Origin of the sequence: Pseudomonas sp. R25(2017) (assembly GCF_002112565.1) — a bacterium.
GTDB classification, from domain to species: domain Bacteria; phylum Pseudomonadota; class Gammaproteobacteria; order Pseudomonadales; family Pseudomonadaceae; genus Aquipseudomonas; species Aquipseudomonas ekonensis.
On the sequence record NZ_NEHZ01000009.1, the window covers coordinates 76,798 to 101,936 of the forward strand.

21 protein-coding genes and 1 pseudogene are annotated in these 25,139 nt (G+C 65.7%); 12 read left to right on the top strand and 10 right to left on the bottom strand.

The window, feature by feature from the left end; genetic code table 11:
- Positions 1 to 103 precede the first annotated feature (103 nt).
- Positions 104 to 1,210 (bottom strand): agmatine deiminase, encoded by a 1,107-nt coding sequence (aguA, locus tag CAG31_RS13725; protein WP_085581916.1) that lies wholly within the window; start codon positions 1,208 to 1,210, stop codon positions 104 to 106.
- A gap of 265 nt (positions 1,211 to 1,475) precedes the next feature.
- Positions 1,476 to 4,388 (bottom strand): aminotransferase, encoded by a 2,913-nt coding sequence (locus tag CAG31_RS13730; RefSeq protein WP_085581918.1) that lies wholly within the window; start codon positions 4,386 to 4,388, stop codon positions 1,476 to 1,478.
- 230 nt (positions 4,389 to 4,618) lie between these two features.
- Here CAG31_RS13730 and rfbC point away from each other — a divergent pair, with 230 nt between their 5' ends.
- The 4 genes from rfbC (at position 4,619) to CAG31_RS13750 (ending at position 8,959) form a co-directional block, all read left to right on the top strand.
- The gene (rfbC, locus tag CAG31_RS13735; protein WP_085581920.1) at positions 4,619 to 5,164 is read left to right on the top strand and encodes a dTDP-4-dehydrorhamnose 3,5-epimerase; all 546 of its coding nucleotides are present in this window, start codon (positions 4,619 to 4,621) and stop codon (positions 5,162 to 5,164) included.
- Between the two features lie 105 nt (positions 5,165 to 5,269).
- Positions 5,270 to 7,078, top strand: coding sequence for an ATP-binding protein (locus CAG31_RS13740; protein ID WP_085581922.1), 1,809 nt, complete (start codon positions 5,270 to 5,272; stop codon positions 7,076 to 7,078).
- Positions 7,075 to 8,463: a sigma-54 dependent transcriptional regulator gene (locus CAG31_RS13745; RefSeq protein ID WP_085581924.1), complete on the top strand. Its 1,389-nt coding sequence runs from the start codon at positions 7,075 to 7,077 to the stop codon at positions 8,461 to 8,463. Before CAG31_RS13740 ends, CAG31_RS13745 begins: the two co-directional genes overlap by 4 nt.
- Before the next feature lie 40 nt (positions 8,464 to 8,503).
- Complete coding sequence (locus tag CAG31_RS13750) at positions 8,504 to 8,959, top strand: YiiD C-terminal domain-containing protein (protein WP_085581926.1); 456 nt, start codon at positions 8,504 to 8,506, stop codon at positions 8,957 to 8,959.
- Positions 8,960 to 8,964: 5 nt separating this feature from the next.
- On the opposite strand, the gene cysQ is transcribed toward CAG31_RS13750, so the two are convergent.
- Both cysQ and nudE read right to left on the bottom strand, forming a co-directional pair.
- Positions 8,965 to 9,792, bottom strand: a complete 828-nt coding sequence (gene cysQ, locus CAG31_RS13755) for a 3'(2'),5'-bisphosphate nucleotidase CysQ (RefSeq protein WP_085581928.1) — start codon at positions 9,790 to 9,792, stop codon at positions 8,965 to 8,967.
- 11 nt (positions 9,793 to 9,803) lie between these two features.
- Positions 9,804 to 10,370 (bottom strand): ADP compounds hydrolase NudE, encoded by a 567-nt coding sequence (nudE, locus tag CAG31_RS13760; RefSeq protein ID WP_085581930.1) that lies wholly within the window; start codon positions 10,368 to 10,370, stop codon positions 9,804 to 9,806.
- A gap of 87 nt (positions 10,371 to 10,457) precedes the next feature.
- Here nudE and yrfG point away from each other — a divergent pair, with 87 nt between their 5' ends.
- Positions 10,458 to 11,120, top strand: coding sequence for a GMP/IMP nucleotidase (gene yrfG, locus CAG31_RS13765; RefSeq protein WP_085581932.1), 663 nt, complete (start codon positions 10,458 to 10,460; stop codon positions 11,118 to 11,120).
- 40 nt (positions 11,121 to 11,160) lie between these two features.
- On the opposite strand, the gene lysM is transcribed toward yrfG, so the two are convergent.
- Positions 11,161 to 11,601, bottom strand: a complete 441-nt coding sequence (gene lysM / locus CAG31_RS13770) for a peptidoglycan-binding protein LysM (protein WP_085581934.1) — start codon at positions 11,599 to 11,601, stop codon at positions 11,161 to 11,163.
- 139 nt (positions 11,602 to 11,740) lie between these two features.
- Between lysM and CAG31_RS13775 the strand changes: the two genes are divergently transcribed.
- The 4 genes from CAG31_RS13775 to CAG31_RS13790 all read left to right on the top strand — a co-directional run bounded on the left by CAG31_RS13775 (position 11,741) and on the right by CAG31_RS13790 (position 16,663).
- Positions 11,741 to 12,628, top strand: coding sequence for a LysR family transcriptional regulator (locus tag CAG31_RS13775; protein WP_085581937.1), 888 nt, complete (start codon positions 11,741 to 11,743; stop codon positions 12,626 to 12,628).
- Positions 12,629 to 12,720: 92 nt separating this feature from the next.
- The gene (fdhD, locus tag CAG31_RS13780) at positions 12,721 to 13,560 is read left to right on the top strand and encodes a formate dehydrogenase accessory sulfurtransferase FdhD (protein ID WP_085581939.1); all 840 of its coding nucleotides are present in this window, start codon (positions 12,721 to 12,723) and stop codon (positions 13,558 to 13,560) included.
- The gene (locus tag CAG31_RS13785) at positions 13,557 to 15,905 is read left to right on the top strand and encodes an FdhF/YdeP family oxidoreductase (RefSeq protein ID WP_085581941.1); all 2,349 of its coding nucleotides are present in this window, start codon (positions 13,557 to 13,559) and stop codon (positions 15,903 to 15,905) included. Before fdhD ends, CAG31_RS13785 begins: the two co-directional genes overlap by 4 nt.
- Positions 15,906 to 16,183: 278 nt before the next feature.
- Positions 16,184 to 16,663: a YMGG-like glycine zipper-containing protein gene (locus CAG31_RS13790; protein ID WP_085581944.1), complete on the top strand. Its 480-nt coding sequence runs from the start codon at positions 16,184 to 16,186 to the stop codon at positions 16,661 to 16,663.
- Between the two features lie 67 nt (positions 16,664 to 16,730).
- Here the strand turns inward: CAG31_RS13790 and CAG31_RS13795 are convergent, their stop codons facing one another.
- From CAG31_RS13795 to CAG31_RS13805, 3 genes and pseudogenes are all read right to left on the bottom strand, one after another.
- Positions 16,731 to 17,162 (bottom strand): thioesterase family protein, encoded by a 432-nt coding sequence (locus tag CAG31_RS13795; protein WP_085581946.1) that lies wholly within the window; start codon positions 17,160 to 17,162, stop codon positions 16,731 to 16,733.
- Between the two features lie 83 nt (positions 17,163 to 17,245).
- Positions 17,246 to 18,472, bottom strand: coding sequence for a 3-hydroxyacyl-CoA dehydrogenase (locus CAG31_RS13800; protein ID WP_085581948.1), 1,227 nt, complete (start codon positions 18,470 to 18,472; stop codon positions 17,246 to 17,248).
- 230 nt (positions 18,473 to 18,702) lie between these two features.
- Positions 18,703 to 20,625, bottom strand: a pseudogene (locus CAG31_RS13805) (ATP-dependent DNA helicase RecQ); the annotation flags it as partial.
- Positions 20,626 to 20,877: 252 nt separating this feature from the next.
- Here CAG31_RS13805 and CAG31_RS28690 point away from each other — a divergent pair.
- Positions 20,878 to 21,009: a hypothetical protein gene (locus CAG31_RS28690; RefSeq protein WP_256575526.1), complete on the top strand. Its 132-nt coding sequence runs from the start codon at positions 20,878 to 20,880 to the stop codon at positions 21,007 to 21,009.
- A 13-nt stretch (positions 21,010 to 21,022) separates the two neighbouring features.
- Here CAG31_RS28690 and CAG31_RS13810 read toward each other — a convergent pair whose 3' ends face one another.
- The gene (locus tag CAG31_RS13810; protein WP_085581952.1) at positions 21,023 to 21,526 is read right to left on the bottom strand and encodes a polysaccharide deacetylase; all 504 of its coding nucleotides are present in this window, start codon (positions 21,524 to 21,526) and stop codon (positions 21,023 to 21,025) included.
- A 284-nt stretch (positions 21,527 to 21,810) separates the two neighbouring features.
- On the opposite strand from CAG31_RS13810, the gene CAG31_RS13815 reads away from it, so the two are divergent.
- A complete protein-coding gene (locus tag CAG31_RS13815; protein ID WP_170930018.1) occupies positions 21,811 to 22,098 on the top strand; it encodes a hypothetical protein in 288 nt (95 codons plus the stop codon).
- A 97-nt stretch (positions 22,099 to 22,195) separates the two neighbouring features.
- Complete coding sequence (locus CAG31_RS13820; protein WP_085581954.1) at positions 22,196 to 23,323, top strand: hypothetical protein; 1,128 nt, start codon at positions 22,196 to 22,198, stop codon at positions 23,321 to 23,323.
- Positions 23,324 to 23,458: 135 nt separating this feature from the next.
- Here CAG31_RS13820 and CAG31_RS13825 read toward each other — a convergent pair whose 3' ends face one another.
- Positions 23,459 to 25,000, bottom strand: a complete 1,542-nt coding sequence (locus tag CAG31_RS13825) for a phosphoenolpyruvate carboxykinase (RefSeq protein ID WP_085581956.1) — start codon at positions 24,998 to 25,000, stop codon at positions 23,459 to 23,461.
- Positions 25,001 to 25,139: the final 139 nt, after the last annotated feature.

Genomic DNA, 25,139 nt, shown 5'->3' on the forward strand with positions numbered 1-25,139 from the left:
AAGAAACCCGCGGTCCTGACGGGCTGCGGGTTTCTCTTTGGGCGACGAGGCCGGATTCGGGCTTGAGCGATTCTCCAATCAACTCAAGCTGTTACATCCGCACTCACTCTTTGTGCGGGGCAGGCTGCTGCTGGGTAAGGCAGTGAATGTTACCGCCTCCCAGTAACAGTTCGCGGCCCGGCACCATCACCACTTCGTGCTGCGGGAACAGGTTCTGCAGGATCTCTTTGGCCGGGCCGTCCATCGGGTCGTCGAAGCTCGGCGCGATGATGCCGCCGTTGACGATCAGGAAGTTCACGTAGGAACCGGCCAGGCGCACGCTCGGGTTGCGCTCCTGGGTGCCGTCCACCGGATCGACGCCGGCGCATTCCTCTTCGGTCGCGTACAGCGGCCCCGGAATCGGCATCTTGTGCACCGTGAACGGGCGGCCCTTGGCGTCGGTGCTGCTCTGCAGCACTTTCATCGCCGCCTGGCAGCGCGGGTAGTTAGGGTCCTGCGGATCGTCGGTCCAGGCCAGCAGCACTTCGCCCGGGCGCACGTAGCAGCAGAAGTTGTCCACATGGCCGTCGGTCTCGTCGTTGTACAGGCCGTCCGGCAACCAGATGACTTTGTCCACCGACAGGTGGGCGCTGAGCACCGCTTCGATCTCTTCGCGGCCCAGGTGGGGGTTGCGGTTGCGGTTGAGCAGGCACTCTTCGGTGGTGATCACGGTGCCTTCGCCGTCGACGTGGATCGAACCGCCCTCCAGGACGAAGCCTTCGGTGCGGTAGCGCGGGCTGCGCTCGATCTCGAGGATCTTGCCGCCGACCTGGGAATCACGGTTCCACGGCGAGTACAGGCCGCCGTCGAAGCCGCCCCAGGCGTTGAAGTCCCAGTTCACGCCGCGCACTTCGCCGCTGCCGTTGATGACGAAGGTCGGGCCGCTGTCGCGCACCCAGGCGTCATCGCTGGACATCTCGACCAGGCGGATGTTCGGCACGTCGAGGCGGGCGCGGGCGTTCTCGTACTGGCCGGCGGACACCGCCACGGTCACCGGCTCGAAACGGGCGATGGCCTTGGCCACCGCCGCGTGCGCGGCCTGCGCGGGCTTGCCGCCCAGGCGCCAGTTGTCCGGACGCTCCGGCCAGATCATCCAGGTCTGGGTTTGCGGCGCCCATTCGGCCGGCATGTGGAAACCGTCGGCGCGGGGTGTGCTTTTCAGTGTGGTCATGGTGGTCTGGACTCCGGGAAACCTTCGGGAGAAAACACGGGCACCGGACCTACGCCGGAGCATTGGCGACTTTATAACCGATAAAAATCGGCATTAAAAGCCAAATGAATGCTGTGAAACTTAAGGCTATGAAATTTCATCGATATTAATCGGATTGAAACCCTGTAGGAGCGAGCCTGCTCGCGATGGCGGCGGATCGATCAACATCGCGCTTGAATGATCGTCCGCTATCGCGAGCAGGCTCGCTCCTACAGGGCACGGGAACTCACAATCCCTCGTCGAACACCTTCGCCAGCATGTCGACGAAGAAGTCCACGCTCTGGCGCGAGGTGACCATCGGCGGCTTGATCTTGAGGATGTTCAGGTCGTCGCCGGTGGGCTGCATGAAGATCCCCAGCTCCCGCAGCCGGTCGCACAGGCGCATGGTTTCCTCGGTGGCCGGCTCCAGGGTCTCGCGGTCGCGCACCAGTTCCAGCCCCAGGTAGAAGCCGGAACCGTGCACCGCGCCTGCCAGCGGGTACTTCTCGACCAGCGCTTGCAGACGGGCCTTGAAATGCCCGCCGACCACCTGGGCGTTTTCCCACAGTCCCTCTTCTTCGAGGACGTCCAGCACCGCCATGCCGATCTGACAGCTCACCGGGCTGCCCCCGGCGGACGAGAAGAAATAGCCTTCATTCTCCAGCGCCTCGGCGATCTCGCGCCGGGTGATCACCGCGCCCAACGGCTGGCCGTTGCCCATGCCCTTGGCCATGGTGATGATGTCCGGCACCACGCCCTGCTCTTCGAAGCCCCAGAAGAAATGGCCCATGCGCCCGTAACCGACCTGCACTTCGTCGGCGATGCACACGCCGCCCCTGGCGCGCACCAGTCCGTAGACGGTCTTCAGATACCCCGGCGGCAGCGAGATGCCCCCGGCGTTGCCGTAGACCGGTTCGCAGATGAAGCCGGCCAGTTGCCGTTTCTGTTCGTCGAGGCGGGCCAATTGATGCTCGACGCTGCGCACGTAGTCCGGCGCCGAATCCGGCCCGCGGAACTCGCCGCGGTAGGTGTTCGGCGCCGTCACCGGATGCACCCAGTCCGGGCGGCTTTCGAGGGCGCGCGGGTTGTCGGCGATGGAGGTCGAGACCGAATCCGCACCCACCGTCCAGCCGTGATAGGCCTCCAGCACGCTGATCAGGTCGCGACCGCCGCTGTAGGCCCACGCCAGACGGATCGCCAGGTCGTTGGCCTCGCTGCCGCTGTTCACCAGGAACACCCGGTCCATGCCCTCCGGCGCCAGTTTCAGCAGCCGCTCGGAAAACTCGGCGACCGCCGCATAGTTGAACCGCGAGTTGGTGTTGAGCAACGACCATTGCCGGCGGGCGGCCTCCGCCATGCGCGGATGGCCGTGGCCGAGCACGGCGACGTTGTTGAGCATGTCGAGGTAGGAACGGCCCTGCATGTCGATCAGGTGGTTGCGCCAGCCGCGCTCGATGCGCGGCGGGTCGACGTAATAATGCTTCTGGGTGCGGGCGAAACTGGCGTCGCGGCGTTGGAGCAGGGTTTTCCCGTCCAGCTCCGGCTCGGCGTCGCAGGCCAGCCCCAGCAGCGAAGCCGGCGACGGGCACAAGGCCTGCCAGGCCGGCGCCCGCGAAGGCGTGCAGAACAGCGGCGCCTCCAGTTGCGCGTCCCGCAGCAACTGCACGGTCAGGGCGCCGCCCGCCGTTCCCAGCACCTGGCCTTTGACCAGCGCCGCGCCGCTGTGCAGCGAGGTCGTCACCCCCCACAGGCGCACGCTCGACTGCACACCGTCCAGGCGCAGCGAACCGTCCGCCGCCAGGTGGAGCACACCGGCAAACGGTGCCTCCAGCGCCGAGCCTTCCGGCACCCGCAGTTCGACGTGCAGCGGGAAGGTGTCCGGCTCATCGGCAGAGTCCGGCCGGGTGCGCGACAAGCGGTATTGCCCGTAGCGGCTGGCCGCCAAGCCGTGCACAGCGGCGGCTTCATCCAGCAGGCGCTGGTCGATGCCGGCCTGCTCCCAATTGCCGGCCTCGAAATGCGGGCTCAGCACGCCGAGGTCGATCAGCGCGAACTCGCGCCCGACCAGGCCCGGCAGCAGCGGCGCAAAGCCTTCGCTGCCCAGGGCCGGCAACGTCTGCCCGACCGCCGTCAGGATCGCCGCCTCCATCAGGGCGAACGGCACCGAAGTGGCGACCCGGAAAATCTCCCACTCATGGGCCAGGTTGTTGCGGCTGTAGGCGTTGCCGGGGTCGATGCTGACCTGCTGTTCGCCGCTGAGCACCAGCACCGCCGCCCGGGCCACGATCAGCGGCCACAGGGCCTGCAGTTCTTCGGGCAGCAGCGGATTGACCGCGTGGTAGGCCTGCACCGCCGGCAGGATCACGAACGGATCACCCTCGGCATGGTGCAGCAGCGCCGCACAGGTCACCGACAGGTCGGTGATGCGCCAGGTGCGCACCAGGTCGCCGAAATCGATGACGCCCTGCAACTGCCAGTGGCGCCCGGCGTCCCGCTGCCAGACGACGTTGTCGTCAGTGATGTCCATGTGGATCGCCTGCACCGGCAACCGCGCCAGCAACGGCCGCAACCGGTGTTGGGCCTGGGCCGCCGCGTCGGCGATCAGCGCGCGCTGGCGGTCGTCCGCGATCACCGGCAATAAATGTTCGGTCAGGGCCTCGGCGTGCCGGGCGTCCCACTGCAACGTGCGTTCAAGGCCCGGATGGTCGAACCCGGCCAAGGCCAGATCCATCTCGCCGCAGAGCCGGCCGAACCCAGCCACCACTTCGTGGCCCAGATGGTCGAGCGCCGTCAGGGACTGGCCTTCGATGTAGTCCAGCAGCCGCACATGCACGGACTCGCCGCCGACGGTCAGCGTCAGCAGGTCTTCACCGTTGCGGGCCGCAATCACCCGGGGCACCGGCACGGCGCAATGTTCGGCCAGGTATTTGAGGCCGGCGTGCTGGGCCTGCAGTTCCACCAGCGAATAGTCGCCGCGGCAGACCTTGAGCACGAAGCGGCCGCGCTCGCTGTCGACCCGGAAGTTGAGATCCTGCTGACTGCCCAAGGGGTGCAGCGCGCCGCTCAGCCCGTAATGCTCCTTCAGAAGGTGCAGGGCCTGCTCCGCAGAGACCTGCGGGGTGGGTAGGCTGACACGATGAATCAACGTGGCGAACGACATGGAGCGACCCCTATTGTTTTGTCAGGCGCCTATATCGCCACTGCTTCGGGCGATCTGCAACCCCCTGAACCGCTTGCAGGACGGAGCGAGAGCAGCGACGGCCAACCCCATCGAGCGGAACGATGGAATGTCGGCAAGGTCGATTGACCGTTGCATCCGCTTCGACACTCGCGCAGGCCGGCACTTTGCGCAAGAATACCGACCATTCACATTGGCCACCGAAAATCCCCATGAATGTAATCCCCACCGACCTGCCCGGTGTCCTGATCATCGAACCCAAGGTGTTTGGCGACGAGCGCGGCTTCTTTTACGAGAGCTTCAACGGCAAGGCGTTCCTGGAGGCGACCGGCCTCGATGTGCAGTTCGTCCAGGACAACCATTCCCGCTCGCAGAAAGGCGTGCTGCGCGGCCTGCATTACCAACTGCAGAACACCCAGGGCAAGCTGGTGCGCGTCACGGCCGGCGAGGTGCTGGACATCGCCGTGGACATCCGCCGCAGCTCGCCGCACTTCGGCCAATGGGTCGCGGTGCGCCTGTCCGCCGACAACCACCGCCAGCTCTGGATCCCGGAAGGTTTCGCCCACGGTTTCGTGGTGCTGAGCGAATTCGCCGAATTCCTCTACAAGACCACCGACTACTACACGCCTTCGGCGGAACGCACCATTCGCTGGGACGACCCGGACCTTGCCATCGACTGGCAGCTGGACGAGGCGCCTCAGTTGTCCGCCAAGGACCAGGCGGGCACCGCCTTCAAGGACGCCGACGTCTTTTCCTGATTCGCCGTGCGAATCTTCAGCGGCGCTGTGCCCCGCCGAGCGGCGCGCAGACTGCTGCCGCAAGGCTAGGCATAATGCGTCTGTCCCCACAGGCGCACGATGCTCATGACCCCGACCCTACCCCGCCGGCCCCGCTGGCGCAGCCTCGCCCTGCTGGCCCTGTGCCTGGCCCCGTTGCTGTGGCCGCTGGAGCATCTGGCCGAGCGCTACTACCGCAGCGAACTGGCCGGCCAGAACCGCCAGACCCTGGACCTGTACGTCGCCAACCTGCTGGGCACCCTGCACCGCTACGAAGTGCTGCCGCAGATCCTCGGCGACCTGCCGGCCCTGCGCGCCATGCTCGCGGCCCCCGACGACGGCGACACCCAGGCCAACGCCAACCGCCTGCTCAAGAACATCGCCGCCCAGACCGGCGCCGAGGTCATGTACCTGATGGACACCTCCGGCAAGACCCTGGCCGCGTCGAACTGGGACAAGCACGACAGCTTCGTCGGGCGCAATTTCTCCTTCCGGCCCTACTTCAGCGAAGCCATGGCCGGGCACCTCGGGCGCTTCTTCGGCCTGGGCACCACCTCGGCCAAGCGCGGCTACTTCTTCGCCGCCGCCGTGCGCGCGGGGGACAAGACCATCGGCGTGCTGGTGATCAAGGTCGACCTGGACCACACCGAAAGCCTGTGGGGCAAGACGCCCGAACAACTGCTGGTGACCGACCACAACGGCGTGGTCATCCTCACGTCGCGCCCGGAATGGCGCTTCCGCTCGACCCGGCCCTTGAGCGACAGCGAGCGCACGGCGATCACCGCAATCCAGCCCTATCCGACCCGCGATCCGCGCCCGTTGAACCTCAGCCCCACGGCGTGGCTGACCCAGACCCGGGAAATCACCGAAACCGGCTGGAGCGTGAGCATCCTCGCCCCGCGCACCCTGATCGACCGTCCGGTGCGCACCGTGGTGGCGATCGGCGGCGCCACGCTGCTGGTGGTGATGCTGCTGCTCGGGCTGATGATGCAGCGGCGCCGGCACTACCTGGAACGGATCGCTTTCGAAGGCAAGGCCCGGCGTGAGCTGGAGGGTCGGGTCGCCGAGCGCACCAGCGACCTCGAAGGGCTCAACCGCCGGCTGAAGCAGGAAGTGCTGGAGCGCGAGCACGCCCAGCAGGAACTGGTGCGGGCCCAAGACGACCTGGTGCAGGCGGGCAAGCTGTCGGCGCTGGGCACCATGTCGGCGAGCATCAGCCACGAGCTCAACCAGCCGCTGGCGGCGATCCGCAGCTACGCCGAAAACGCCGAGGTGCTGCTCGACCATCAGCGCACCGACGACGCCCGCGGCAACCTCAAACTGATCAGCGAACTGACCGGGCGCATGGCCTCGATCATCGCCCACCTGCGCGCCTTCGCCCGCCGCGACCGCCACGCTCCCGAGAGCGTCGCCCTGCAACCGGCGCTGGACGACGCCCTGGCGCTGTTGGCCAAGCGCCGGCGGAGCATGGACGTCGAGCTGATCCGCGACCTGCCCGCCGCCACCTTGTGGGTGGAGGCCGGGGAAACCCGCCTGCGCCAGGTGCTCGGCAACCTGCTGGCCAATGCCCTCGACGCCCTGACCGAGAAAGGCCCGCCGCGCAAACTGTGGCTGAGTGCCGAATCCACCGGCGACGGCGTCAACCTGTACATCCGCGACAACGGCCCCGGCTTCTGCATGGAGGCCCTCGGCCGCGCCAGCGAGCCCTTCTACACCACCAAGACCCGCACCCAGGGCCTTGGTTTGGGGCTGGCGATCTGCGAGACCCTGATGCGCGCCTTCGGCGGCGAACTGTCGTTCGCCAACCACAAGCAAGGCGGCGCCCTGATCACCCTGAGGCTGCGCGCCGGAGCGCCCGGCGTCAGTCTGCAACCGTCCGAGGACCGAAGCGCATGACCATCGACAACCGCATCCAGGTGCTGCTGATCGACGACGATCCGCACCTGCGCCAGGCCCTCGGCCAGACCCTGGACCTGGCCGGCCTGAAAGTCCTGTCGCTGTCAGAGGCCACCGGCCTGGCCGGGCAACTGGAGCGAGACTGGCCGGGCGTGGTGGTCAGCGACATCCGCATGCCCGGCATGGACGGCCTGGAACTGCTGACCGAACTGCACGCCCTGGATCCGGAACTGCCGGTGCTGCTGATCACCGGCCACGGCGACGTGCCGCTGGCGGTGCAGGCCATGCGCGCCGGCGCCTATGACTTTCTGGAGAAACCCTTCGCCAGCGACGCCCTGCTCGACAGCGTGCGCCGCGCCCTGGCCTTGCGGCGGCTGGTGCTGGACAACCGCAGCCTGCGCCTGGCGCTCAGCGACCGCAACGAACTGAGCGCGCGGCTGGTCGGGCACTCGGCACCCATGCTGCGCCTGCGCGAACAGATCGGCGCCCTGGCGGCGACCAAGGCCGATGTGCTTATCCTCGGAGAGACCGGCGCCGGCAAGGAAGTCGTCGCCCGCGCCCTGCATGACCTGTCGAGCCGGCGCAACGGGCCGTTCGTGGCGATCAACGCCGGCGCCCTGGCCGAATCGGTGGTGGAAAGCGAACTGTTCGGCCATGAGCCCGGCGCCTTCACCGGCGCGCAGAAGCGCCGGATCGGCAAGTTCGAGTTCGCCAACGGCGGCACGCTGTTTCTCGACGAGATCGAAAGCATGAGCCTGGACGTGCAGGTCAAGCTGCTGCGCATGCTGCAGGAGCGGGTGGTCGAACGGCTGGGCGGCAATCAATTGATCCCGCTGGACATCCGCGTCATCGCGGCGACCAAGGAAGATCTGCGCCAGGCTGCCGATCAAGGGCGTTTCCGCGCCGACCTCTACTACCGCCTCAACGTCGCCCCGCTGCGCATCCCGCCGCTGCGCGAACGGGGCGAAGACGTGCTGGTGCTGTTCCAGCACTACGCCGACGAAGCCAGCGCCCGCCATGGCCTGCCCACCCACGAACTGCAACCGGCCCAGCGCGCCCTGCTGCTGCGCCACCCGTGGCCGGGCAATGTGCGCGAGCTGCAGAACGCGGCGGAGCGCTTCGCCCTCGGGTTGGAACTGGCGCTGGACAACACCGAAAGCGGCGGCCAGGGCAGTGCGACCGCCGGAACGGTCGGCGCCGGCCTCAGCGAGCAAGTGGAGAACTTCGAGAAATCGCTGATCGCCGCCGAACTGGCGCGCTCCCACAGCTCGGTGCGCAGCCTCGCCGAAGCCCTGGGCATTCCGCGCAAGACCCTCCACGACAAACTGCGCAAGCACGGCCTGAACTTCGCCGACGGCGCCGGCCAGTCCGAGGAATCCGAATGATTCGCCCCTACGCACCCCCGTTGCCGCAAGAGGATCGGACATGAGCCGCGACAGCCTTTACCTGGAATCCGTCCTCCACCACGACATCCCGCTGACCCGGGACATGGGCCTCAAGGTGCTCGACTGGCACGAACGGCAACTGCGCCTGCACCTGCCGCTGGAGGCCAACGTCAACCACAAGAGCACCATGTTCGGCGGCAGCCTGTACTGCGGCGCGGTGCTGGCCGGCTGGGGCTGGCTGCACCTGCGCCTGAAAGAGGAAGGCATCACCGACGGCCACATCGTCATTCAGGAAGGGCAGATCCTGTATCCCCTGCCGGTGACCGGCGATGCCGTCGCCGTTTGCCCGGAACCGGAGGCGGCGGTATGGAAGAAATTCCTGGCGATGTACCGGCGTTACGGGCGCGCGCGGCTGACGCTGCAGACGCGGGTCGTCAACGCCGGGAGCGATGAGGACGCGGTGACCTTCACCGGCCAATACGTCCTGCACCGCTGAAGGCGTCAGGTGCGGGCCAGTTCCAGCAGTTTCGAGCGCCACGCCGCCTTCGCCGGCAACGCCAGGAAGAACCCGTTGAGCAACGACTCCCGGGCCGGGTAGCTGAACGCCACGCCGTTCAGGTCCAGCACCTCGCCGCCGGCGCCTTCCAGCACGCCTTGCGCCGCCGCCGTGTCCCACTGCGAGGTCGGCGCCAGGCGCGGGTAGCAGTCCGCCGCCCCTTCGGCCAGCAGGCAGAACTTCAGCGAACTGCCGATGTTCGCCAGCTGCAGCTCGCCGAGGCTGGCGCTCAAGCCGTTCAGCAGCCGCTCCTGCTCCGGGCTGGAATGACGGCGGCTGGCGACCACGGTGAACGCCTCGCCCGGCCCCGGCACATCGCGCACCCGGATCGCCTGCGGCGTGCCGCCCGTGTCGCCGCGCCAGGCGCCGAGCCCGGCGCCGCCGACGTAATAGCGCCCGCTGGTCGGCATCGACACCACACCGAACTCCACTCGACCGTTCTCGACCAGGGCAATGTTGACGGTGAACTCCTCGCTGCCGCTGATGAACTCCTTGGTGCCGTCCAGCGGATCCACCAGCCACCAGCGCTGCCACCCGGCGCGCACGGCCTGCGGGATGTCGGCGTCCTCTTCGGACAGCACCGGAATGTCCGGCGCCAACGCCGCCAGGCCGGCTGCGATCACGTGGTGCGCCGCCAGATCGGCAGCGGTCACCGGCGAATCGTCGGACTTGGCGGTGACCGCCACCCCGGCGCGCCAGAACGGCAGGATCGCCTGGCCTGCGCGCAAGGCCAGTTCAACCACCGGCGCCATCATCGGATGGGGAAAATTCATCGGGCTCTCACTCATGGCTTGAAGAACCCGCGCTGGGTCAGCAGATCACGGGTCAGGTACAGGGCCGCCAGCGCGCGGCCTTCGGAAAAGTTCGGAGTCTGCGCCAAGGCCGACAGCTCGCGCAGGTTGACCTTGTCCACGCGCATCGGCTCAGGTTCGTCGCCTTCCAGGCGCTCTTCGTACAGATCGGTGGCCAGCACCACCTGAATCTTCTGGCTCATGTAGCCCGGAGACAGCGACAGTTCGGTCAGGTGCTCCAGTTGCCGCGCGCCGTAGCCGGCCTCTTCCTTGAGCTCACGCTCGGCCGCCGCCAGCACATCCTCGCCGGGCTCGATCAGGCCCTTGGGCAGCGACAGCTCGTATTCGTCGGTGCCACCGCAGTATTCCTCGACCAGCACCGCGTGCTCGGCATCCAGCATCGCCACGATCATCACGGCACCGTACCCGGCGCCCTTGCCGACCAGGCGCTCGTAGGTGCGCTCCGCGCCGTTGGCAAAACGCAGCTTCAGTTCTTCGACGCAGAACAGCCGGCTGGTGGCGACAATCTCGCGGGCGAGGACGGTGGGTTTCTGGCGCATGCGAAGCTCCTTGGGTGAACGCGCTACTATAACGCGGCTTTTCCGATTGTTTGCGTCGGATATCTTTCTACCCCCCGAGACGTTGCCATGCCTTCATTACCGTGGTCCGACATCGATACCGTTCTGCTGGACATGGACGGCACGCTGCTGGACCTGCACTTCGACAACCATTTCTGGCTGGAGCACCTGCCCCGGCGCTACGCCGAACTGCACGGCATGAGCCTGGCCATGGCGCAGATGGAACTGCAGCCGCTGTTCGAACGCAACGCGGGGCGGCTGCAGTGGTACTGCCTGGATTTCTGGAGCGCCGAACTGAAGCTGCCGGTGCGCGAACTGAAGCTGGAGACCGCCCACCTCATCGCCCTTCGTCCGGACGCCGACACCTTTCTGGCGGCGATCAGGCAGGCCGGCAAGCGGGTGGTGATGATCACCAACGCACACCGTGATTCGCTGTCGCTGAAACTGGAGCGGATCGAACTGGCGCCGTACTTCGAGCGGCTCATCAGTTCACATGACTACGGTTTCCCCAAGGAAAACCCGCAGTTCTGGGACGCCTTGCAGGCGGATCTGCGCTTCGATCCGGCGCGCAGCCTGTTCATCGACGACACCTTGCCGATCCTGCGCAGCGCCCGGGGTTTCGGCGTGGCGCATCTGCTGGCGGTGAAGGAGCCGGACAGCCGCAAAGGGCCGAAGGACACGGCAGAATTTGCGGCGGTGGGGGATTACCGGGATCTGATTGAGGGCCTCTAGGGCCCCAACCAGCGAGGGAGCACGCTCCCTCGCCACAAGGTCATTCGGGGATGCGCAGCACCTGGCCCGGATAGATCTTGTCCGGATGCGACAGCATCGGCTTGTTGGCCTCGAAGATCTTGTTGTACTTGTTGGCGTCGCCGTATTCGGCCTTGGAGATCGCGCTGAGGGTATCGCCCTTCTTCACCGTGACGAAACGTGCTGCCGTCGCGACCGGCCCGGTCACGGTGATCTGGTCGTCCACACTGCCGACCCCGGCGATGTTGCCCAGGGCCAACAGGATCTTTTCCTTCTCCTCCTGGCTCGCCACTTCGCCTGTGACCGTGACCTTGTCCCCGTCCACGGTCGCCTGGACGTTCGGGTTGCCCAGGCCGACCTTGCTGATGTGATCCTTCAGCTGATCGCCGGCGTTGGCGTTGCCCGGCGTCAGCAGATCGATCAGTTTCTCGCCCGCCTCTTTCACAAAACTGAAAATGCTCATCGTGTTCTCTCCATGGAATCAAGGGTCAGTCGACAAAGCCTAGACCACCCCGCGCGGAGCCGGTTCCGGCCCGACCAATGACCCTGCCCCCGCACAGGCGTTAGAATCGCCCACCCCCAACCCACGCCCCGGAGCGAAGATGGACATCAAGCAGCTGAAATTCCTCATCGCCCTCGACGAGACCCGCCACTTCGGCCAGGCCGCGGCCCGTTGCCACGTCACTCAGCCGACGCTGTCGATGCGCCTGCGCAGCCTCGAAGAAGAGCTGGACCTGCCGCTGGTCAACCGCGGCCAGCGCTTCGAAGGCTTCACGGCGCCGGGGGAGCGGGTGCTGGCCTGGGCGCGCACGGTGCTGGCGGCCTACGACGGCTTGCAGGCCGAAGCGGCGGCCTGCCGCGGCAACCTGATCGGCACATTGCGGCTGGGGGTCGTGCCGTTGTCGAGTTTCGACGCCGTGCCGCTGATGCGCCAGCTGCACGGGCAGCACCCGAACCTGCGCTTCGAGCTGTCGTCGCTCAGCTCCGAGCAGGTACTCGAACACCTGGCCAACAACCGCATCGACCTGGGCGTGTCCTACCTGGACCGTCTGGACAGCGAGCGCTTCGAGTCCCTCGAACTGAGCGAGACCCGCATGGGCCTGCTCTACGATCAGCGCTGCTTCACCTTCGGCGAGGCGCCGTTGAGCTGGGAGTCGCTGATCGAACTGCCGCTGGGCATGCTCACCAGCGGCATGCACTTTCGCCAGTCCATCGACCACAACTTCCACAGCCGCGGCCTGACCCCGCAGCCTTTGCTGCAGACCGACGCCGTCCATCAATTGCTGCAAGCCGTGCACGGCGGCCTGTGCTGCGCCGTGATGCCGCTGGACGGCGGCCTGGAAAACCTCACCGATCACCTGCGCCTGCAACCGATCGAAAACGCCCGCACCCTCGCACCGCTGGGCCTGATCATGCGGCGCGGGGCGCCCCGTTCGGCGTTGGCCGAGGCCTGTTTCGCGCTGTACCGGAAATCGCCAGCGGCCGCTTGATCGACGGCATCTATCGGAAGATCGACACTAGCGATTAGACGCGACAACTTGACGCGCCTAGGCTTAACGTTGATCAATCCGTCGGTGATGCCATGAACGCCAAGCGCCCTGCCTGCGCGGCGCCTGCTGTCGAAACGGGCGCGCCCGCCGCGAGCCGCACCTACAGCTACAGCGACCTTCCCCAAAACGAATCGGCCGCCACCGCCCTGGCCGAGGAAGTCGCCTTGGCGATCGCCTACAACGGAATCAGCCAGGCCGTCATGCTGGTGAGCCCGACCGACCTGGAAGACTTCATCGTCGGCTTCAGCCTGGGCAGCGGCATCATCGAAGACGCCGCCGACATCTATGACCTGCAACTGACCGGCTCAGGCCAGGCGCAGTACGCGCAGGTGACCATCGCCAACCGCGCTTTCTGGAACCTCAAGCAACAGCGTCGGCAACTGGCCGGCACCAGCGGCTGCGGGTTGTGCGGCGTGGAAGCGGTGGAACAGGCGCTGCCCGAACTCGCCGAACTGCCCGGCGCGCCCTTGCCGCCGCCGCAGTGGCTCGACGGCCTGCGCCAGCGCATCAGCGAGTTCCAGCCGCTGGGCCAGCACTGCGGCGCCGTGCATGCGGCGGTGTTCATGAACGCCAATGGCGAGCTGCTGCTGGGCCGCGAAGACATCGGCCGGCACAACGCCCTCGACAAGCTGATCGGCGGCCTGGTGCGGCAAAAGATTTCCACAGCCGGCGGTGCGGCGATCGTCACCAGCCGCTGCAGCCTAGAACTGATCCAGAAAGTCCTGCGGGCCGGCATCCAGACCCTCGTCAGCCTGTCGGCGCCCACCGGCCTCGCGGTGCAGTGGGCCCGCCGGCACAACCTCAATCTCATCCACCTGCCGCAGAAGAACGCGCCGCGGGTGTACAGCCCAGAAAGGGAGAAACACCTGTGAGCCAACATCATCAAGCCGACCAGAAACCCGTCCCGCGCTACAAGCCGTACAAAGGCCCGGCCGGCGGCTGGGGCGCCCTGATCAGCGTGGCCCAGGCCTGGCTGACCAGCGACAACGCGCTGAAGAACCTGCGCATGATGCTCAAGACCAACCAGAACGGCGGCTTCGACTGCCCCGGCTGCGCCTGGGGCGATTCGCCGGAAAGCGGGATGGTGAAGTTCTGCGAGAACGGCGCCAAGGCCGTGAACTGGGAAGCGACCAAGCGCCGGGTGGACGCGAAGTTCTTCGCCAAGCACAGCGTCACCTCGCTGCTGGAGCAGAGCGACTACTGGCTGGAGTACCAGGGCCGCCTGACCGAGCCGATGGTGTACGACGCCGAGACCGACCGCTACAAGGCCATCGCCTGGGACGACGCCTTCGCGTTGATCGGCAGGCACCTGCAAGCCCTGTCGAGCCCGGATCAGGCCGAGTTCTACACCTCGGGCCGGGCCAGCAACGAAGCGGCGTACCTCTATCAGCTGTTCGTACGCGCCTACGGCACCAACAACTTCCCCGACTGCTCGAACATGTGCCATGAGGCCAGCGGCGTGGCGCTGGCGCAGAGTGTCGGCGTCGGCAAGGGCACCGTGACCTTCGACGACTTCGAGCATGCCGATGCGATTTTCGTCTGGGGCCAGAACCCCGGCACCAACCACCCGCGGATGCTCGAACCGCTGCGCGAGGCGGTCAAGCGCGGCGCCCAGGTGGTGTGCATCAACCCGTTGAAGGAACGTGGCCTGGAACGCTTCCAGCACCCGCAGCATCCGCTGGAGATGCTGACCAACGGCGACAAGCCGACCAACACCGCGTATTTCCGTCCGGCCCTGGGCGGCGACATGGCGGTGCTGCGCGGCATGGCCAAGTTCCTGCTGCAATGGGAGCGCGATGCGCAGAAGGCCGGTGCCCCCGCCGTGTTCGACCACGGCTTCCTCAATGAACACAGCGTCAACGTGCTGGATTACCTGGCCGTCGTCGACGACACGCCGTGGGAACAGATCGTTGCGCAATCGGGCCTGACCCTGGTGGAGATCGAACGGGCCGCGCGGATGTACGCCAAGGGCAAGAACGTGATCATGTGCTGGGCGATGGGCATCACTCAGCACCGCCACTCGGTGCCGACCATCCAGGAAATCGCCAACCTGATGCTGCTGCGCGGCAACATCGGCAGGCCCGGCGCCGGCCTGTGCCCGGTGCGCGGCCACAGCAACGTGCAGGGCGACCGCACCATGGGCATCAACGAACGTCCGCCGGCGGCGTTCCTCGACGCCCTGGAGCGGCGCTTCCAGTTCAAGGTGCCACGCCACAACGGCCACAACGTGGTCGAGGCGATCCATGCCATGGCCGAAGGGCGCGCCAAGGTGTTCATCGGCCTGGGCGGCAACTTCGCCCAGGCCACTCCGGACAGCCCGCGCACCTTCCAGGCCCTGCGCAACTGCGACCTGACCGTGCAGATCAGCACCAAGCTCAACCGCAGCCACCTGGCCCACGGCAAGGACGCGCTGATCCTGCCGTGCCTGGGCCGCACCGACATCGACCTGCAGGGCGAAGGCCCGCAAGCGGTCACCGTGGAAGACTCCTTCAGCATGGTGCACGCCTCCAACGGCCAGTTGCAGCCGCTGTCGAACCAGATGCGTTCGGAACCGTCGATCATCGCCGGCATCGCCGCCGCGACCCTGGGCAGCAAGCCCGTGGACTGGAACTGGCTGGTGGCCGACTACCGGCGCATCCGCGACCTGATCGCCGACACCATTCCGGCCTTCAAGGACTTCAACGAGAAGGTCAAGCACCCGGGCGGCTTCTACCTCGGCAACACCGCCGGCGCACGCAAGTGGAACACCGCCTCGGGCCGGGCCAACTTCAAGGCCAACGCCCTGCCCAAGGATCTGATCCACGAACGCACCCGCGCCACGGGGCAACTGCCGGACCTGATCCTGCAGTCGATGCGTTCCCACGATCAGTACAACACCACCATCTATGGCCTCGACGATCGCTACCGCGGCGTGAAGGGCCAGCGCGACGTGCTGTTCGCCAACGAAGCCGACATCATCCGCCTGGGCTTCAAGCCGGGCCAGAAGGCCGACATCGTGTCGCTGTGGGAAGACGGCCGCGAGCGGCGGGTGAAGGGCTTCACCCTGTTGGCGTTCGACATTCCCGCCGGGCAGGCGGCAGCCTACTATCCGGAAGTGAACCCGCTGGTGCCGCTGGAAAGCGTCGGCGACGGCAGCCATACGCCGACTTCGAAGTTCATCGCGATCCGCCTGGAGGCCGCGAGCGAAACCGGGCTGATCATGTCCAAGTCTGCGTAATGGTGATGAGGGCGCTCGCTCCCGCTGGAGTCCGAAGGACTCCCGTTCGGGGTCAAGCTCCCTCGCCCCGGCGCATTTTCGAACGCCCACAAAAAAGGCCGCTTCTGCATGAAAGCGGCCTTTTCGAAGTAGCTAAAGACCGGTGAAAATCGGTTAAGTTCCAACCAAAAAACAATAACTTAGCGAATTGTGCACAAGTCGTGCTACTCGTCGGATTTCGATTGTCACGCCTATTCCACAGCCTCAGGATCGCGCCGTCATCCCTTTGAGGCTCCGCTATGAAGTTCTCCTCGATTCTCTTGTTGTCCCTTGGCCTGGTCAGTGGCGTCGCCTCTGCCGGAGGCACCGCTGAAGCAGGCGTGGGCGGCGCATTGGGCGGGGTGCTTGGTTCGGTCGTCGGCCAGTCCTTGGGCGGCAGCACCGGCTCCACCATCGGCGCGGCCCTGGGCGGCGCAGGCGGCAGTGCGGTCGGCGCAGACAAACGCAGCCGCGGCGAAGCCGCCATCGGCGGTGCGCTGGGCGCAGCCGGCGGCAACGTGGTCGGCCGCAGCATGGGCGGCACCACCGGCAGCCTGATCGGCGCAGCGGCAGGCGGCGGCGCCGGCGGCGCGCTGGGTAACTACATGGGCAACAAGAGCGATGACGACGACCGTCGTTACGACCGCCGTCACGATGACCGTCGCTACTACCGCGACCATCACCCTGGCCGTGGCCACGCCTACGGCCACCGCAAGCATCACCGCTACTACCGCGACTGAGGCCTCAGCGCCCCGTTGCCCGGTGAACCGAGAAACGCAGCCTGAAGGCTGCGTTTTTTTTTGCCTGTCACACCACCAGGCCTTCCAGTGCCTGCCGCAGTTGCGGCGGAATCGGCGCAGGCCGGTTGCTGGCCCGGTCGACGAACACATGGACGAACTGTCCGGCGGCGCAGGCTTCGCTTTCGCCGGCCTTGAACACCGCCAGTTCGTACTGCACCGAACTGTTGCCCAGCTTGCCGACCCGCAGACCGACTTCGATCAGGTCCGGAAACGCGATCGAAGCGAAGTAGTCGCACGACGAGCTGACCACGAACCCCACGACCTCCCCGTCATGGATATCCAACCCGCCCACCTGGATCAGGTACGTGTTCACCGCCGTATCGAAGAAGCTGTAATAGGTGACGTTGTTGACGTGACCGTAAGCGTCGTTATCGTGCCAGCGGGTGGTGATCGGCTGGAAGTGCGGGTAGTCGCTGCGTTGCGGCATCGGGTTGGACATCGGTGTCAGTTCCTGAAGTCGGGTGGTGAGTCTAAGGTCAAATCCGTGCCGTTCCCAATCGCCGGCAAGCTCGCGACGGGGTCTCAGTCATCGGCGAATCCCTTGCCCTGCGCCGCCAGCTCACCGATCAACCGCGCCGGCTTCCACTGATCCCCCTGCCGTGTCTCCAACGCCAGCAAGCGCTGGTGGATGTCCGCCAGCCCCTGGGAATCCGCCCAGGCCATCGGCCCGCCCTTGTCCGCCGGGAAACCGTAGCCGTTCAGGTACACCAGATCGATGTCATGGGCGCAGCGGGCAATGCCTTCCTGAAGGATCTTCGCCCCCTCGTTGACCAGCGCCAGCAAGCACCGCTCCAGAACCTCCTCAGGCCCGATCACGCGACGATGGAAGCCCAGCCGTTCGCTGACCTCCAGCACCAGCGCGTCCACCTCCGGATCATGCTCGGCCTGCCGGCTGCCCGGCTCATAGCGGTAGTAGCCGCTGCCGGATTTCTGGCCGAACCGCCCGAGTTCGCACAAGCGGTTGTCCACCTGGATCTCCGGGGCGTCCTGTCCCTTGCCGGCCAACTCCCGGGCCCGCCACTCCAGGTCGATGCCGACCACGTCATACATGCGAAACGGGCCCATGGCGAAGCCGAAGCCCTGCAAGGCGGCGTCGACCTGTTGTGGATAAGCGCCCTCCAGCAGCATCTTGCGGGCTTCAAGCACATACGGGTGCAGCATGCGGTTGCCGATGAAACCGTGGCAATTGCCCGAGACCACGCTGACCTTGCCCATGCGCGCCCCCAGCGCCAGCGCCGCCTCCAGCACCGCCGGCGAGGTCTGCGCGCCGCGCACGATCTCCAGCAGTTTCATGATGTGCGCCGGGCTGAAGAAATGCAGGCCCAGCACCTGGGCCGGCCGCCGCGTCGCGGCGGCGATCGCATCGATGTCCAGCGCCGAGGTGTTGCTGGCCAGCAGCGCCCCGGGCTTGAGCAGGCCGTCGAGCTCGCGGAAGATCTTCTGTTTGAGCTCCAGGTTTTCGTACACCGCTTCGATCACCAGATCGACATTGCGGATCGCGATGTAGTCCGCCGCCGAGGTGATGCGGGCGACACGGGCGTCGGCCTCGTCCTGCCCGATGCGCCCCTGGCGCACGTTGTGGGCATAGGTGTCGGCCACTGCGGCCAGCGCCTGCTCCAGCATCTGCGGATTGTTGTCGACCCACTGCACCACCACGCCGGCATTGGCCAGGCACATGACGATGCCGCGGCCCATGGTGCCGGCGCCGATCACGGCAGCCTGGCGGATTTCGAAGGATGTCTGGCTCATTGCGGTTCTCTTGTTGGCGACCCGAAGACAGGTTTCACCCTAGTCAACCGACGGCCGTTTTAGAAGCCCGTTCCCGTGATGATCGACATTCAGCGGATGGATGCGGCCACGCCACCGTCTTGACCCAGCCATGCGGCGCCTGGGCTGAAGCCTTCGCCGGCCGGATGGCTCTCACAGGGATCATGGGTGAATGCGGAACCTGCGATCACCGCAGCGTCGGAGCCACCGGACAGGTGCCGCTCCACCCAGGCGCGCACCTCGGCATAGGGATAGGCTTCCAGCGCCCCATGGCCGGCGATCGTCCGCGCCTTGAGCTTGGTGAACAACGGCGCGCCGATGCCGCAGAGAAACCGGGTCAGCCGCTGCGCCGAAGGTGGGTTGCCCGTGTGCTGTCCGTGCCTGTGGATAAAAGCCCCGCACAATGCCGCGAACGACTTATCCACAAGCGCCGGCAGCTTCGGCGGCAAGGGGAGCGTTGCGACCTGGCCGTTGCATACCGAACAGTGCCCGCACTGCACCGGCGCGTCATGGTCGCCGAAGTGTTCGGCCAGTCGGCGCCCCAGGCAGCGTTCAGAGGCGAACAGCTCGAGCATGGCGTGTATCCGCGCCACTTCGGTTCGCTCGTGGCGGGAGAAATGCCCATGCAACTCGCGGCTCAAGGCCTGGCTGTCGAAGCCGCTGTCCAGCACGCCGTAGACCTCGGTCATCTGCTTGCTTTCCAACTCGATCCAGCCCTTTTCCTGAAAGTGATCCAGCGCCTTCACCACCCGGCCCCGCTCGGCGCCGTAGTGTCGGGACAAGGCGTCGAAGTCCACCGTGGCCCAGGTGCGCGCGCGGGGCGAGGCCTGGATGAGCGCTGCGACGAAGGCCCGGCGCTCGCCGTCGAAACGCTCCAGCAACGCCTCCGGCTCCAGCAGGTACTTGAAGCGGTACTCGGCGTAATAGGCGTAGCGCGGCGCAATCAGCCCCTTCAGTTCCAGTTGCACCAACAGCGTCTTGAGCGGCAGCGCACGGATATTGCTCCGATCCGCCAGCGGGCCCTGCAGGAACTCCCACTGACCGTGACCGGCCGCCAGCACTTCGTCCAGCACGCAACGGATGCCGTCCTGTTCCGGCGTGTCGCCGTACACGAAGTTCTCCAGCACGTTCAGGCTGTCGCGGTTGGCAAGCACCAGGCACTCCGAACGTTGCCCGTCACGCCCGGCGCGGCCGATTTCCTGGCTGTAGTTCTCGATGGATTTGGGCAGGTCGAAATGCACCACGTGGCGGATGTCCCGCTTGTCGATGCCCATGCCGAACGCGATGGTGGCGACGATGCAGTGGGTCTGCCCGGCCATGAAGCGCTTCTGCACCGCCTCCCGCCGATCCCCCGGCAAGCCGGCGTGATAGGCCTCGGCGGGAATCCCGTGACGGCCCAGATGCTCGGCGATCTGCTCGGCGGTCTTTTGCAGGGTGACGTAGACGATACCCGGCCGGCCCGCACGTTCGCCCATCCATTCCACCAGCCGGCGGCGCTTGTCCTGCCCCTGAACCGGTTCCACCCGCAGGTCGAGGTTGGGCCGGTAGAAGCCCGTGGTCACCACATCCCCGGCGGCGATGGCGAACCTGGCCTGCATGTCGGCGATCACCTGCGGCGTCGCCGTGGCGGTCAGCAACAGGGCCTGTGGAATGCCGAACTGGCGCTGGTAGTCCGGCAGCTTGAGGTAGTCGGGCCGGAAGTTGTGGCCCCACTCCGAGATGCAATGGGCCTCGTCCACCACCAGCAGCGAAATCGGCACCTGCTGGAGGAAATGGCGAAAGCGCTCGTTCTTCAGGCGCTCCACCGAAACCATCAGGATCTTCAGCTCGCCGGAGCGGGCACGGGCCATCACGGCATTGGCCTCGTCACGGCTTTGCGCCGAGTCGATGCTGCCGGCCGCAATGCCGTGGCGCGCGAGGAACGCCAACTGGTCCTGCATCAGCGCCAGCAACGGAGAAATCACCAGGGTGAGGTGCGGCAGCAGCAATGCCGGCAACTGGTAGCACAGCGACTTGCCCGAGCCTGTGGGGAAGATAGCCGCCGCCGGACGCCCGGCCAGCACCGCGCTGACCGTGGCCTCCTGGCCGGGACGGAACTGTGGATAACCGAAGACCCGCTTCAGGGTGTCGTGCATGGGCTGTCGCTCCTTGACCGCTGACGTGACCACAGCCTAGCGGACGACCGCAGCGAGTCGAGGGAGCCCGCAAAGCAAATCGATACGGAATGATACAGCCCCGCCGAAGGCATCGGCGCCTGCATCAAAAGACACACTTTGCCGCTCGCCGACGCGCCGGACGGAGGCTAGGGTGGCCGCCCATTGACCTGCGTTTACCTGCATCGCGCCATGACGGCGGATGTGCGCACGTCATCCGCAAAGGAATCGTTCATGCTGCACAGACTGACCTTGACCCTCGCCTTGCTCATCGCACCGCCGCTGCTGAACGGCTGCGTACCGATCCCCGAGGACTTCCAGCCCCAGGCCGGGCTCGCGGATCCCGCATCCGCCGGCACGGCGTAGACCCCGCCGCACGTCAGGGCTGCAGCGAGGCCACCCGCAGTTGCTCGTTCACCGTCTGCTCATGCAGGCCTTGGCTGCGGCTGGCCCACAGCGCATGGGCAGGGCTGATGTCGCCGGTGAACGCCGCCGCCAACTGGCGCAGGTCGGCGACATTGCGCACCCGCGGGCAAAACGCTTGTCCGTCGCAGTTCAGGCTGGCGTTGCGGTAGGTGCCCAGCAAGCCTTCCCACAGGCCGTCGCGCACCCGGCGGATCGACTCCAGGCGCACCTGCGGCACCTCCAGGCGCCGCTTCAGCCCCTGCTCGTCCAGCGCCTCGCTGGCCAGCAAGGCCTTGGCGAACATCAGCACTTCGGCACGGGAGGCCGTATCGACGTTCGCCTGGCTGGTCAGCGCGTCCGGCCAGCCGCTGCGCTCCAGATTCGTCAGCACCAGCGCCTTGCCCGCATCGGAAGCGATGCCCGGGCGGCAAGCGCCCACCCACAACAACAAGATCGAGGCCATTCTTAGCCACTGCATACCCAATTCCCTTTAAGCGTGTATCGGACGCACGGAAACGCCCTACGGATTCTGGCGCGCACCATACAGAGGTTTCACAAGAATCGCCTGAGAATCGGGTAGGAAATTTGACCGCTAAGGGTTTCGCCCTGAAAAAGCCGTGAAAACGCGTAGGGCAAATCCTCAATCCCCGGTAAAACCCTTACAAAGTCTGTCCATTGCGGCTGTCTTGTCCCACCTTCACCCGCACTCCTATAGTGGCCGGCGCAACTGAAGCGTGACTTCGTACAGGACACCTCCGAGCCATGAACACGTTCAACCCGATGCCCGACCGCTATCGTCCCCTCAAGACCAGTTACAACGACAGCCCGACACTGGTCATCGACACCGAGGCCCGCCACGGCGATCTGCTCGACGCGGCGCAACAGCGCATCCGCGCCGCCAGCGATCTGCTGGAAACCCTTTACTGCATGTGTTTCAAGCAAGCGGATGTCAAAGACATCCCTAACATCGTCAATGCCCTTTATTTGTTGACGCAAGACGGTTGTGAACTACTTGAAGTCGCAAAACAGCAACTAAGGCATACCGGCTAACTCAATAGGCGGCACAAACCCGGCAATAATCCATCGCTTCAACCGCAGAACGGTGACCACTAGCCTGCTTGCTCTTACATCAAACAAGAGCAACGTCATGACAACTTTGACCATTTTCTTCTGCGGCACAGGCTCGACCCGGCTCGACACGACCCATGCCAACTACTGGGACGGCGAGTTGGTGTCCTCCCTCGCCTCCCGTCACACCGGCCGCGAGTTCGCCGAGTGGATCGTGATCGACGGCCCCGGCACCGGCAACCTGCAGGCCGACGAACTGTTTGTGCAGAACAAGGACTACGGGCTCAGCGGCACGCTGTTCGGCAAAGGCTGGGAGGAGAACGTCCAGCATGCGATCAATGTCATCAAGGGCAAATGCACCTGGCAGCGCCAGCGGCTGACGGAGGCCGAGTACAACCGCCTCAAGGCGGCCGGCATTCCCATCGAAGACGTGAAGACCGAAGGATCCTGGTTCTGGCGAAAGTACAACTACGGCGAACGCAGCATTACCCAACAAGCCCTTCAGGAACAGATCATCAAGACCTTCCGCAAGGACGGCGTCATTCCCACCCAGGTCAATCTCGTGGGCTGGAGCCGGGGAGGCATCAGTTGCCATATGCTGGCCAATGCGATGTACAACGATGCGCAACTTGCCCACATTCCGGTGAACATCTTCGCCATTGATCCGGTGCCGGGCATCGGCAACTTTCAGGAACACCGCATCAAGCTCAACCGCAACGTGCAAGAGTATGTCGGGTTCTACGCCCGGGACGAACGCTCCAAAGGCTTCAGTTGCGTGATCCCGCAAACCGCCGTCGGCACCCGCACCCACATCTACCCGATGCCCGGCCGCCACGCCACCCTGGTCGGCAACGCGTCCGCCGACGGCGTCAGCGGCCCCAAGGCCTTGCCCGAACCAGGCCTGATGGTTCGCCACTTCGCCGAAGTGTGCCTGCAACGCTGGGGCACCCCGTTGAGCAAGCCCCTCAAGCTGAGCGATGCCACCCTCAAGGGCCACGGCGACGCGATGGTGCGCGACGCGGCCAAGTACAAGCTCATGGAGAAATGCTCCTACACCTGGTTCACCGAGCTGGACGAAGGCGAGCGCTATGTCTCGCTGGGCAGCAACGGCGTCAGGTTCTCGGCGGTAAAGGGCGGGATCTACGCGCCGGGCAGCGGGCTGACGACCAGCGTGCTGGATGTGGAGGCTTACCGGCACATCCGTTGATGTGCATAGCACCGGACAGTCGTTTCCCGCCCGCGGGGCAGCGTTGCCCGCCGAGCCGCGGGCAGGATCCGGCAAGGAAGACGCCCACAAAAAAGCCGCCCCAAGGGGCGGCTTCTTCATGCGCAGAACCAGACCTTACAGCTTCGGCCCGGCAGCCTTGATCGCGTCGCTCACTTCGAACTTCTTGAAGTTCTCGATGAACAGACCGGCCAACGCTTTGGCGGCTTCGTCGTAGGCAGCCTTGTCAGCCCAGGTGTTGCGCGGGTTGAGCAGGTTGGTTTCGACGCCCGGCACGGCCAGCGGCACGTCCAGGTTGATGGTGTCCAGGTGCTCGGTTTCGGCACCGATCAGCGCGCCGCTCTGGATCGCTGCGATCACCGCACGGGTGGTCGGGATGTTGAAGCGTTTGCCGACGCCGTAGCCACCGCCGGTCCAGCCGGTGTTGACCAGGTAGACCTTGGAGTTGAAGCCCTTGATGCGCTTGATCAGCAGCTCGGCGTACTCGCCTGCCGGACGCGGGAAGAACGGTGCGCCGAAGCAGGTGGAGAAGGTCGACTTGATGCCGCTGCCCGAACCCATTTCAGTCGATCCCACCAGAGCGGTGTAGCCGGACAGGAAGTGGTAGGCCGCCTGCTCGTTGTTCAGGATAGACACCGGCGGCAGAACGCCGGTCAGGTCGCAGGTCAGGAAGATCACGGCGTTCGGCTCGCCGCCCAGGTTCTTCTCGGAACGCTTGGCGACGTGCTCCAGCGGGTAGGCTGCGCGGCTGTTCTGGGTCAGGCTGACATCGGCGTAGTCGGCGTGCTTGGCGTCGTCGATGACGACGTTCTCCAGCACCGCGCCGTGCTTGATGGCTTTCCAGATCACCGGCTCGTTCTTCTCGGACAGGTCGATGCACTTGGCATAGCAACCGCCTTCGATGTTGAACACCACGCCTTCGCCCCAGCCGTGTTCGTCGTCACCGATCAGGTAACGGCTTTCGTCGGCGGACAGGGTGGTCTTGCCGGTGCCGGACAGACCGAAGAACAGGGTCACGTCGCCTTCTTCGCCGATGTTGGCGGCGCAGTGCATCGGCAGCACGTCGGCGGCCGGCAGCAGGAAGTTCTGCACGGAGAACATGGCTTTCTTCATTTCACCGGCGTAACGCATGCCGGCGATCAGCACTTTCTTCTGGGCGAAGTTGATGATCACGCAACCGTCGGAGTTGGTGCCGTCACGCTCCGGCACGCACTCGAAGTTGGCGACGTTGAGCACTTGCCACTCGTCGCGGCCGGCCGGGTTGTATTGCGCAGGGTTGATGAACAGGCAACGGCCGAACAGGTTCTGCCAGGCGGTCTGGGTGGTCATCTTCACGGCCAGGTAGTGCTCGGCCGCCGCACCTACATGCACGTGGGAAACGAAGTGCTCTTGCGCATTGTTGAAGGCTTCGACCCGGGCCCACAGCGCGTCGAACTTGTCGGCCGGGAACTTGCGGTTGATCGGGCCCCAGGCGATGGCGGCCTGGGTGGAAGGCTCTTCAACGATGAAACGGTCGACTGGCGAACGGCCGGTGCGGTGACCGGTGCGGACAACCAGGGCGCCGGTATCGGCAAGCTCGCCCTCACCGCGTTTCAGGGCTTCTTTTACCAGATCATCAACACTCAGATCGGTGTACACGGCGTTATTGGCTTGCGTCATGAGTTTCCCCGTCGGCCAGTGGCCGAGTGTGCTCCAAACGTTTTGTAGTAGAAAGTCGTGCACTACTACCGCGAAAAAAGTGCGCCGGATTATGCCAGAAAAGCCCAAAAAGAGTAGGGCCCTCCCGTCGTAACGGCGT